General features: G+C 36.3%; 10 protein-coding genes and 1 pseudogene. 7 read left to right on the forward strand and 4 right to left on the reverse strand.

What is annotated here, in order from left to right:
- Window positions 1-222: 222 nt before the first annotated feature.
- Window positions 223-1,464, forward strand: coding sequence for a bifunctional ornithine acetyltransferase/N-acetylglutamate synthase (gene argJ, locus IQ237_RS00665; protein ID WP_194051213.1), 1,242 nt, complete (start codon window positions 223-225; stop codon window positions 1,462-1,464).
- A 144-nt stretch (window positions 1,465-1,608) separates the two neighbouring features.
- On the opposite strand, the gene IQ237_RS26825 is transcribed toward argJ, so the two are convergent.
- The 3 genes and pseudogenes from IQ237_RS26825 to IQ237_RS26965 form a co-directional block, all read right to left on the reverse strand.
- Window positions 1,609-2,193: an Hpt domain-containing protein gene (locus IQ237_RS26825; protein WP_194051215.1), complete on the reverse strand. Its 585-nt coding sequence runs from the start codon at window positions 2,191-2,193 to the stop codon at window positions 1,609-1,611.
- A gap of 295 nt (window positions 2,194-2,488) precedes the next feature.
- A pseudogene (locus IQ237_RS00675) lies at window positions 2,489-2,872 on the reverse strand (GAF domain-containing protein); the annotation flags it as partial.
- Between the two features lie 68 nt (window positions 2,873-2,940).
- Window positions 2,941-3,063, reverse strand: coding sequence for an alpha/beta hydrolase (locus tag IQ237_RS26965; protein WP_375539892.1), 123 nt, complete (start codon window positions 3,061-3,063; stop codon window positions 2,941-2,943).
- A 122-nt stretch (window positions 3,064-3,185) separates the two neighbouring features.
- Here IQ237_RS26965 and IQ237_RS00685 point away from each other — a divergent pair, with 122 nt between their 5' ends.
- Complete coding sequence (locus IQ237_RS00685; RefSeq protein ID WP_194051219.1) at window positions 3,186-3,785, forward strand: hypothetical protein; 600 nt, start codon at window positions 3,186-3,188, stop codon at window positions 3,783-3,785.
- A 261-nt stretch (window positions 3,786-4,046) separates the two neighbouring features.
- Here the strand turns inward: IQ237_RS00685 and IQ237_RS00690 are convergent, their stop codons facing one another.
- Window positions 4,047-7,079 (reverse strand): hypothetical protein, encoded by a 3,033-nt coding sequence (locus IQ237_RS00690; RefSeq protein WP_194051221.1) that lies wholly within the window; start codon window positions 7,077-7,079, stop codon window positions 4,047-4,049.
- Window positions 7,080-8,350: 1,271 nt separating this feature from the next.
- Here IQ237_RS00690 and IQ237_RS00695 point away from each other — a divergent pair.
- The 5 genes from IQ237_RS00695 to IQ237_RS00715 all read left to right on the forward strand — a co-directional run bounded on the left by IQ237_RS00695 (window position 8,351) and on the right by IQ237_RS00715 (window position 11,515).
- The gene (locus tag IQ237_RS00695) at window positions 8,351-8,803 is read left to right on the forward strand and encodes a TEK-like protein (RefSeq protein ID WP_194051223.1); all 453 of its coding nucleotides are present in this window, start codon (window positions 8,351-8,353) and stop codon (window positions 8,801-8,803) included.
- A gap of 211 nt (window positions 8,804-9,014) precedes the next feature.
- Window positions 9,015-9,197 (forward strand): MerR family transcriptional regulator, encoded by a 183-nt coding sequence (locus IQ237_RS00700; RefSeq protein ID WP_375539891.1) that lies wholly within the window; start codon window positions 9,015-9,017, stop codon window positions 9,195-9,197.
- 61 nt (window positions 9,198-9,258) lie between these two features.
- Window positions 9,259-10,338: an RNA-guided endonuclease TnpB family protein gene (locus IQ237_RS00705; protein WP_194051225.1), complete on the forward strand. Its 1,080-nt coding sequence runs from the start codon at window positions 9,259-9,261 to the stop codon at window positions 10,336-10,338.
- A gap of 164 nt (window positions 10,339-10,502) precedes the next feature.
- Window positions 10,503-10,955 (forward strand): TEK-like protein, encoded by a 453-nt coding sequence (locus IQ237_RS00710; RefSeq protein WP_194051227.1) that lies wholly within the window; start codon window positions 10,503-10,505, stop codon window positions 10,953-10,955.
- 155 nt (window positions 10,956-11,110) lie between these two features.
- Complete coding sequence (locus IQ237_RS00715; protein ID WP_194051230.1) at window positions 11,111-11,515, forward strand: tetratricopeptide repeat protein; 405 nt, start codon at window positions 11,111-11,113, stop codon at window positions 11,513-11,515.
- Window positions 11,516-11,668 lie beyond the last annotated feature (153 nt).

The following is an 11,668-nucleotide window of genomic DNA, read 5'->3' on the forward strand; positions in this document are numbered from 1 at the left end:
AGTGAGGTACAAGCAGTCATAATGGAACGCAGATAGACGCAGATAAACCCAGAGAGAGGAAGTAGGTTTGTTTTCTGATATTTTTTGATTGGTAAGACCTGATTACAGATAAACTCACAATAAAGATCAATTCAAATACTGACTGATAGTTTATTGATGGTAGCAAACCGTCGGATCTATTGGTTTAATCAATCCAAAATCTAAAATCTAAAATCCAAAATTATGGCAGACTGGAAAGAAATTACAGGTGGTGTGACAGCACCAAGGGGATATAAAGCAGCAGGTATTAAAGCTGGTTTGAAACCTTCGGGATTGCCGGATTTAGCGTTAATATTATCAGATGTGGATGCGATCGCTGCTGGTGTATTTACCACAAGTCATGTGAAAGCCGCTTGTGTAGATTATTGTCGTCAACGTTTACAAAGCAAGCATACCACTAGAGCTATACTGTGTAATGCCGGTCAAGCTAACGCCGCTACAGGAAGTCAAGGTGTCAAAGATGCGTTAGAAAGTGCAGACTTATTAGCGAAAGAGTTGAACATTTCCCCAGAATCAATTTTACTCGCTTCCACTGGGGTAATAGGTCAAAGAATTAAAATGGATGCTTTGCGAAATGGGATACCCAAGCTAGTTGCAGAACTTTCCGAAACTGGATCGGATGCTGCTGCCGGAGCTATTATAACCACAGATTTAGTCACAAAATCTATTGCTTTAGAAACAACTATACATGACCGACCGGTGCGAATCGGTGGTATTGCTAAAGGTTCGGGGATGATTCATCCTAATATGGCCACCATGTTAGCTTTTGTTACCTGTGATGCAGCGGTGTCATCTACATTATGGCAACAAATGTTAACACGGGCTGCTGATAGAAGTTTTAATTCTATTACAGTTGATGGTGATACCAGCACCAATGATAGTTTAATTGCCTTAGCTAACGGTGCATCTCGTACTCCTGCTATTACTGAACCCGGACCAGAAGCGGAAAAATTAGAAGCAATGTTAACCGCAGTGTGCCAACATTTAGCCAAGGCGATCGCCCGTGACGGAGAAGGTGCAACTTGTTTGGTAGAAGTGCAAGTCGCCGGTGCAAACGACGAAACCGCAGCGCGACAAATAGCCAAAACCATTGCTGGATCGTCCTTAGTTAAATCTGCAATCTTTGGACGAGATCCCAACTGGGGAAGGATCGCCGGTGCTGCTGGCCGTGCAGGAGTACCCTTTGAACAAGACAACCTGAAAATTAAAATCGGTGATTTTGTACTCATGGAAAATGGGCAACCTTTACCTTTTGATAAAGATGCTGTTAATGCTTATTTGAAACAAACGTCCGCAGGTGCTTATCTCAAAGAAGACGCAGTATTAATTTCCGTTAGTGTAGGTCATGGCCACGGAACAGGTACAGCTTGGGGTTGTGATTTGAGTTATGACTACGTGAAAATTAACGCCGAATATACAACTTAGAGTTTGCGGGAAAAGTCTTTTCGTGAGGACTGGGGAAGAAAATTTTAGATTTTAGATTTTAGATTTTAGATTGGAGTTAACAAAAACAATCCAAAATCCAAAATCCAAAATAAATAACTCCTGACTCCTGACTAAAGGATTTTTTCAGCAAACCCTAGTTAAAAAAGCTTGAATCTGGTGGATAAATTCTTCTATTTCTTGAATTAATTTAGTTGTACCTCTACATTCTTGCTGGCGACTGAGTTCTTCTATTTTTTCTGCGGCTATCTGCATGGTTTTAGCTCCAATATTGGCACTAGAACCTTTGAGTTGATGAGCTTCCTTACAAATTGTTGGGAAATCATAGGATGGTATTGCTGTTTTGATTTTTGCTAAATGAGATAAGCTTTCTTCAATTTCAGCATCCTTGATTAAAGATAGCAATTTTTCCTTTCTATTGATTCGCTCTTGGATTTTTGTAATTTGATTACTATTTTCAATAAATAATTTTGTATTTTGATAATAAACCCCAGCAATTACCACTAAAATTGCTGCTGCCAATGCAAATCCGGCTGTAACTCTTTTAAAAAATTTGATGCGTATTTGATTGGATTGTTTACTTTCCCGTCCGGCAAGTACCAAACTAGCTAAATTGCGCCGCAATTCTAGTTGTTGGATGACTTGACGGCCTAAAATTCTCAGTGCTTCTACTTGTTGATCCGTGAGATTTCGTGGTATGCTATCAATCACACAGAGCTTGTCCTAAGTTGACAATTTCATAGACAAAACTATACTTATATTGACAAAAATCAATATATTTTCCGGAAAAAATCAACTACTTGATATATAATACGGTGATATCAAGTATTGAATTGAGACTATTGCCGACGCGAAAACCAAGCAATGATGGTGGTAGTCTTTTTCAGAAACTTAATTGGAACACAATCGCGTTGGGCTACAGCGTGAAGGTCTACAGAGGGATAACCGCTCCCATGCTCCCGTTGAAGTAGAAAGTAAAGTCTAGCTTTGTCTAGGTTTTATATAGCAGAGTTCCTAGTCCATGTCCCTGAGCATTGATTAAAGGTACACCTGCATAAAAACGAATTTTCGGATCATCCACGACTAGAGGGTTATTAGCAAATCTTTGATCATGGCTTGCATCAGGAATAATAAACACATCCTTTTGCAGAATAGCATGAGCGCAAAATGCAATATCACGGTGTGTTTCTGATGCTTGCAACCCAACTTTAGATTTAAACCATTGGCGATTTTGATCAATTAAACTCACTAAGGATATGGGAGTTCCACAAATATACGAAGCTAGACGAGTGATATCATCAAAAGCCTCTTCAGGTGGAGTGTCTAAAACCTTATACTCTAAAAGTGCTTCTATTCTCTGTGTTTCGTTATCAGGTAAAGGTGCTTTCATAATTGAAACTTAACTAACTCCTATGAGAGTTGAGGTTTTATATCATGTTCGTTTGAATACTTATCATATCAGTTTAGGTTGGTAATTAGTAATTGGTAATTGGTAATTGGTAATTGGTAATTGGTAATTGGTAATTGGTAATTGGTAATTGGTAATTGGTAATTGGTAATTGGTAATTGGTAATTGGTAATTGGTAATTAGTAATTGGTAATTGGTAATTGGTAATTGGTAATTGGTAATTGGTAATTGGTAATTGGTAATTGGTAATCGATATGAGAATAAATCAATATCTGGAAATAAAGGATGAAAATCAATGACAATCAAAATCAAGACAATCAAAATCAAACCTATTGCTCATCTTGAAGTGAAGGGCTTAATCTTAACTTTCATACTCACAGCTTTCATATCTGAAACCGCCCAAGCTCAATCTATCCCCACGATCAATATTCCTACCATAACAGCACCAAATATCTCTGTTGTTAAACCATCAATTAACATTCCAAAACCTAACATCCCAAAACCTAACATCCCAAAACCTAACATCTCAAAACCAACTGTCACAATTCCCAATGTAACTCCATCTACACCTACTGTACCAGTTCCGCAAGCCACTCAAATCACAATACCATCAGTTATTCCGATCAATGGTGCAGCAGATAATACACGCCCTAGCTTTGTTTCTGTTATTAAGGAAGGAAGTAATTCCCCTAACATCCAAACAGGAACAGGTAGTACAACCATAAATATTCCCACTGCAACTACAACAGTATCCACTATTAACGTAGTTTTACCATCTACAAAGATTGTTGCTCCTGGAGATGTCAATTTTAATGTCACCAAAACTGAAATTCCTTCTTTTGGTTCTCTGATCAATACTGTTAATCTTTCCTTCCCTGTACCAGTTTTAGACTAATTTTTGGTTGATTTGATTAATTTTTCCATCAATAGACCTCTCCGAAAAAGATGTAGGGATAATTCACAAATTGTCCCTAGAACGGGTTTCAGGTTATGAGTAGGAAAACCTTGCACTTTGTTGGTTTTTACCTCGTTTCAAAATACAAAAAACTTCTTGATATCCTTGAACTCCTGACTCCTCGTTCGCGTTCGCGTAGCGTGCCGAAGGCATAGCGTGGCGAAGCCATTCTCCTGACTCCTCGATCTCCTTAATATCCTTCTAGAAATTAAATTCCATATTCAATTGTCCTCTAAAACCATATTCACTATTAGCTAAACGAGAATTGATCACTAAACCAGCATTAGGACTTTGATAGCGAAATATCATTCCATAGTGAGGATCTTCTGCTTGACTTTCAAATCCTCTCACAGTAGCCAGAGAATAATTTGTATAGTAAGGACCGATTGTAAAAGTTCCTATTTCTTGATCTTTAATCATATTATAAGTAGCTTCAATTTGGTAATAAGATGGATTACCAAAAGAAATAGAACTATTAACATTAAACCCTACTTTATGAGAAAAGTTGAGTAGAATAAAAGTACCAATATTGCCAAAGTTACCAGATTTAACATTAGGATTGAGCATTTGTGGTGTATAACTCAACACTGGATAAAAAGTGATATTAAAATCTGGTTTGACAAACTGAAATACATTCCCTAAAGAAATACCAGATAAATTTAAACTATTATGATTAGTGTTATAATTTAATGAAAAAAAGGGTGAATTAGCTATAATCGTGTGCCATTGCTTCTTTTCATCATAAAATATATTCGTAAAATCTACCTTAGCTGCAAATTTCAACATTCCTCCTATAGAACTTTCCTCTGTAATATTAGGAATTAATTTACCTAAATTATTATCAATCATCGGTGCAGAATCGGGAAATAAATTAAACCATAATCCCGTAGCTAGGGAATAACTAAAATTATTAATACTTCCAGATGCTGTTAGTTCAACTGCTGGTAAAAAAAGATTTCCAGCATAAGAAGATGATTGGATATCTCTTTGTCGAAACGTACTCAGTTGTATCCGTCCAAAATATGAATCATAAATTCTTCCCGGACCCAAGAAAGGAACAGCAGTAAACAGATTAGCTACATTATTAAATACATAAGACTGATCAAATAAAACTTGTCCATCGGAAGTTTCACCACGAATGAAAGTAACTTCAAAGGTTTCCAGTGCATTAATTTGAGTTAAATCTGTGGGGATATTAACTCCAGTATAAAGTATTGGACCCAAATTAATAGGACGGACAAAATCTATGACTACAGGAGTTTCAGGAGTCCAAGGTTCTATTGTTTGTTCCAGAAACTGCACACTTCTTTTATAAATACCTGTTCTCAATTGCAATAATAATGAACTGTCTGGAGTAATATTACTAGCAAAAGTATAACTTCCTGAAACTTGGGAAAGATTGCTATTAGTATTCCCATAATTAAGAGTATCATTTAACCGTTGGTTCATCTGTCTACGTTGTTGAGATGTAGCTTTCGTATTTAAAGTAGCTAACGGTTGCAAATTATTATACTTTTGTTTAGCTTCACTAATAGTTTCATTCAAATTACCGGGATTAATCACATTAAATATGCTACCGAATATTAAACCCAAACTAGCGTTTTTAGTTTGATTAAGATCAGTATTTTTCCATTGGTTTGTAGTTATAGATAAGCCAGGATTAGCAAAAACATTTAAATAATTTAATTTAATTTTTTCTGGATCATAGTGTAGTAATGTCCGGTTATGTGACCAACTTAAAGTATATCTATACCAATTTAGATTTTGAGGTTCTGTGATATTTAAAGTGGCAATTTCAGGATTTTGTTGACCCAAGTTATACCACATCAAAGAATTAAGATAATGAAAATCTCTTTGTTCCCTAGTTAAAAAAGGATTGGTGAGAACTGCAACAATATCATTGTTATCACTTTGATTAAGTTGTAAAGTTTTAATTCCTGGAGAAGAACTAATGGGAGCGTTAAAAGAAAATCCTTGTTTAGTAAAAAAATCACCTAAAGTAAATCCCGCAGCTTCCAAATTTTCACGAGGTATAATACTGCCAACTTCCAATTTCACACCATTATTTAATAAAGGTTGTAAATTGACAGTGGGAAAAAATTGTAAAAATCTGAGTGCATTGGTAGCATCTAAATTACTAAATAAAGAACCTCCTCCCTCAAGTGCATTTGTGCTTGCTTTGCGGGTATCATTTATGGGAATAAATTTTTGAATAAAACTACCATCAGATCGGGTTATTTTAAAAGTAAAACTGGCATTATCAGCTAAACTAGCTCCCGGAGGTAAGACAATTTCCCCAGCACCGCTAGTAATATTCACATCATCTAAATTGATATTTCCAACTAAATCTTGAAGAGTAATAGGAAGTCCAAATACTGATTGCATTCCCGAAAACACTGTAGATACTTTTCCAAGTTGTCTAATTTTTTGTTGATTAGAACGACCTTGATAACCAACATTAAAATGTTGTCCTTCAGTTTCAATCACTACTCGGTTGCCATCCAATACCCAATACAATTGTTTATCATCGGGATAATAAGAAATATTCGCTGATTTAATAGTAAGATCATTAAATTCTCCTTCCTGGAAACGATTACCTGCTGTAAATTTATCTAAGTCAAAACTGAATTGAGAATAAAAATCAAATTTTAAATGTTGAAAATTTCGAGGATCAATAATTAGTTTATCACTTGTATTTACCAGAAATGGATATCTTGATGCACTGTTATCTAACAAGTTACGCATCAAGGTTCTCAATATTTTTTTATTTTCTGCTGGTGTTAATTGTGATTCATCTTCTGGTTTTTGTTCTGGTTTTTGTTCTGGTTTCTTTTCCGGTGTCTCCTCTGGAATAGGTACAGAGGGTATGTCCTTAGGAACTACAGGCACATTTGGCTCAATTGGATTGAATTGTGCTTGATTTTGATTATTAGGTGTCTCCTCTGGAATAGGTACAGAGGGTATTTCCTTAGGAATTACAGGCACATTTGGCTCAATTGGATTGAATTGTGCTTGATTTTGATTATTAATCGCCTGTGCGAGTAAATTGTCTGCTGGTATTACAATGTCACGTTTCTGTTCATTACTATTCACATTCAGAAGGTAATTAACCTTTTCCTCCTCAGTAGCAATAGCTTTAGCTTTGATTGGTAAGATCGCAACTAAGGACACTAAGGACACTAAGGACAAATTTAAGAAAATTCCAGCATTCCAGAAAGGATATTGTTTCTTCATAGGCTATTCTGCATTTAATTTGTATAACTCTTGCGGGCAGGACTTGTACTGAGCGAAGTCGAAGTAAGTCGAAGTAAGTCGAAGTAAGTCGAAGTATGCCCGCACCACGAAAAATAACAATATCAGGATTATTGGAAGAATCTGCCAAAGAGGATGTTTGAAAAGTATCTCATGGTGTATCAAATATCTTCAGATCCCCCTATATCTCCCTTAAAAAGGGGGACTTTGACTCTATTTCTCCCCTGATTAAGGCTCACAAGGGTAGGTATTTTACTAAGTAAAAACATTGTCGTGAAGGTAAGAATTGGGGGACAAGGAAGGACAGTGGAGAAGGAAGGAAAACCGTAAAAATAATGTACGATTAGTAACAAAAACTGACGCTCAACAGATCATTTTTTCTATAAAATCTTTATTGTCTACAATACCTCCTGGTTTTCCAGATCCTGCCTTCACAGATAATATTAAAAACATACCCCTATGAGTAGAATTAGGGGGGATCTGCGAGTCTCTAAAATCATTATCCAAAACTTTTGCAACAACCGCTAAGAACAGTGGTTGATTTCACTATACCAATTTATTGTCCAAATTATTATAGTGATGTAATGCAGATTTTTTTAGGGGAATCAATAAAGTATAAAAATAATAGTACGTAAGTACACAAGCGTATGAGCAATTACTTAATAAATCCTCGTTAAAACCATTTCCTCAAAGCCTCAAAAACCTACTTTTGTAAGCTATTTAAACTATTGTAACCTTAGTTAATTGATAAAAAAAAACTGAAAATTAGATTATACCTTTGATCGGTATTATTAAGAGATGCTATATTTTTTTTAAGTGAATTTACATCAAAAAAATTTTCAAATTTCAGTATTTTCTTGTTGACAAAGCTGAAAATAACCGTGTAATGTATTAAAAGTAAATCCTTGCTGAATACCCCAAAGTCTTTAACATCAATACCGTACAGTATCAAGCATTTTGCTTTATGTAGATGCAAGGTGCTGTAATCAGGATCTATGACTAAATAGGTCTTTGTTTCATCCTGTTAGAAAATGAATAAGAGTCTGAATTTCACAAGTCCAAAAAAAAGCAATTCTTAAATAAAGAATAATGCAAAGTTTTGGTAGTTCATAGATTCATAGATTTGAGTATAGGACTTACGCAAGATGTGTCTGAAAACCTTATTCTTGCGTAGGGGTAATTCATGAATTACCCCTACTTTCGTTCCCTTTTGCGTAAGTCCTGGAGTAAAAAAAACCAGGAGTGTAAAAATCATGAGTGCAAAATCTAACAAGACATCTAAAGCTGCTGCTATTGCATCTCTGTTAGCAGGTGGCGCAGTTGCAGGTTCATTTATCGCTGCTGAACCAGCTAAAGCTCAATTCGTCGGTGCTGAGTCCCAGTCTAGAGTATCTGCTGCTGTCACCAGTGTTTTAAGTAACAATGTCACTAACAGCTTTGCTGCGGAAGTCGTATTTCCCCAAAATGATATTCAGGCAACTGGTGCGGCTACAGTCACTGTTAATTATGCCTCTATCGGTACTGATGCCAGCCAGTTAGCGATTACATCAGCTAGTATTAACGCCGCTACAGCAGTTTATACTGCTCAAACAGTTGAAGCTGCTACTGCTCGTGCGATTAATGCAGCCCAAGGTGCTGGTCGTTATGGCGACGTTATCGGTATCGTTAAATCTTGGCAAAGTGGCGGTTCTGCGGCATTAGACTAATTTAAGGAAGGTTGGCGATTCCTACTAATAAAAGGGGAGAGCAGGAATCGTCAAGCACCTTTATGGGACATTATGCGGAAAAAGTACAGCATGATGTCCACTAGTTCATCCCCTGTAGGTCAACTGGCGGATGACCCTATGTTATGGTGAATTTGAGCTTGTCCTAAGTTGACAATTTAATAGACAAACCTGTACACTCATAAACAAACCTATGAGTGACTTTATGTTTAAACCTCATGAATTTGCTAAAAAAATCGGAGTTTCAGTCAAGACCTTGCAAAGATGGGATGTTGAAGGAAGACTTCCAGCCAAAAGAACATTGTCGGGGCATCGTTTTTATACTGAAGATGATTTACTGATTATCCAGGGATTAAAACCTGTAGACTCAAATTGACAAACCTGTACAAGATATGTCAGTTTTAGACAGCAAAGAAATACAGTGTTGAGGTCGAGCAATGCTTTTATCTATCAAAACAAAACTCAAGTTAAACAAAACCCAGGAAATATTAATGGCTAAACACGCTGGTATAGCAAGGTTTACCTATAATTGGGGTTTAGCTACTTGGCAGGATTTGTATAAAGATGGATTAAAGCCAAACAAATATATCCTCAAAAAATTCTTTAATAACCATGTAAAACCTGAATTGGCATGGATTAAAGAAAAAGGTATTTGTCAGAAAATCACTCAATACGCTTTTGATAGTTTAGGTGAGGCTTTCCAGAGATTTTTTCAAGGACAGTCTCAATATCCCAACTTCAAAAAGAAAGGGAAAAATGATAGTTTTACAATTGATAATGGTGGTAAACCAATTCCTGTAGGTGGTACATCAATAAAACTACCAACAATTGGATGGGTAAAAACTTATGAAGGATTACCTCACACCACCTGTAAAAGTATTATTATTTCCAGGACTGCTGATAGTTGGTATATAGCCTTTTCTTATGAACAAGAATGTCAACCAACCATCAAAAACCATGCTGTTGTTGGTGTTGATTTAGGAGTCAAGGAACTAGCTACACTAAGCACTGGTGTTATATTTCCTAATCCTAAACACTATAAACAGAATCTAGCTAAACTACAAAGATTATCCAAAGTCTATTGTAGAAAAGCTAAAGGTTCAAACAATAAGCATAAAGCTAAAATTAAACTGGCTAGACATCATGCAAGAATAGCAAACCTGAGAAAAGATACTCTTCATAAACTTACTACTTACTTATGCAAAAACCACGCCAAGATAGTAGTAGAAGATTTGAATGTTTCAGGGATGTTATCAAACCATAAATTAGCCCAAGCAATAGCTGATTGTGGGTTTCATGAGTTTAAGCGTCAGCTAGAATATAAAGCTAAAAAGTTTGGCTGTGAAATTATAATTGCTGATAGATTTTATCCATCAAGTAAAACCTGTTCTCACTGTGGACATAGAAAAGATAGTCTTTCTTTATCTGAAAGAATTTATCACTGCGAGAACTGTAGTTTTGAGATGGATAGGGATCTGAATGCTGCAATTAATTTATCGCGTTTGGCTAAAGCGTGAAAGTCTACCGAGGGATAACTGCTCCCATGCTCCCGTTGAAGTAGAAAGTAAAGTCTAGTTTTGTCTAGGTTTTATATAGCAGTTAATGTCTGCGATCTTTTCTCCAGATGGGAAAATTTCAGTTGGGAAAAGTTGGGATAGTCAACAACTAGAGTGTCCCAACCATGAACACCAACTTTACCCAAACATTAAAAATATCTGTTGTTCAATTTTTATTGGTGGGGGGAGCAGTTGTAAGCTCATTGATTGCAGATAAATCTGCTCAGGCTCAGTTTATCGGTTTTGATTCCCAATCTAGAGTTTCTGCGGCTGTGACGAGCGTTTTATCGAATGGTACAACTAGCAGTTTTGCATCAGAAGTCGTATTTCCGCCAAATTCTATTGGTCCTAGTGGTCAACTGACATTAACAATTCATTATGGTGCTGTAGGCCATGATCCCAGTCAGGTGACAATTACCAGGGGAAATTTGAATGCTGGAACTGTTAATTATACAGATAATTCCATTCAAGGGGCGATCGCCCGTGCCATTGATGCTGCCATTATTCATCGTCGTTTTGGTGACATTATCGGTATTGTGAAATCATGGCAAAGTGGTGGTTCATCTGCTCTAGACTAACAATCAATGTTTGGAAATTAACCAATTTATGAAAATACCTCTCTCTTGATATGAGGGAGGTTTTATCAGCCCAGTTTCACTAATTTTCACAACTAGCAAAAAACCGGGGCGTGAGGCTCAGAATATTTTAATGTTAATCACAATTATTGAAAAATATGACTATTTCTGAGAAAGAATACTTTGCCAAACGCAGTAAACAAATTGAGAAACGTAAACGAATTTTAACAATAGTTTCCATAGTTTCATTTTTCGGTTCTATTGCTTTTGGGGGTATCAGTACGTTATTATCATCACTATCATCGGCGAAACAGCAGCCTCAGCAACCTGCTACTGAGTCAGTGACAACGCAATTGCAAAAACAAGCACAGGGTTATGAATCAGTTTTACAACGAGAACCAAATAACCAAGTAGCATTAGAAAAGTTATCTATTATCCGGGTAAAGTTGGGAGAATATGAAATAGCGATCGCACTGATAGAGAGATTGGTTAAGTTGTATCCTGATCGGCAGGATTATAAAACGGTGTTGGCTGAAGTGAAGAAAAAAAACACAGGAAAATAATCAACCTGCTAAATAGGTAATTGCTTATATTTCTCAAAAGTATTTGTTTACAATCAAGTAATTTTTCCGAAATTTAAACTCAAACGCTATCTATAGTGATCCGATTTGATTCATGAATTGTTCGTGGAGGCAGGGAACAGGGAACAGGGAACA

This window comes from Sphaerospermopsis sp. LEGE 08334, from assembly GCF_015207205.1.
In the GTDB taxonomy this organism is placed as follows: domain Bacteria; phylum Cyanobacteriota; class Cyanobacteriia; order Cyanobacteriales; family Nostocaceae; genus Sphaerospermopsis.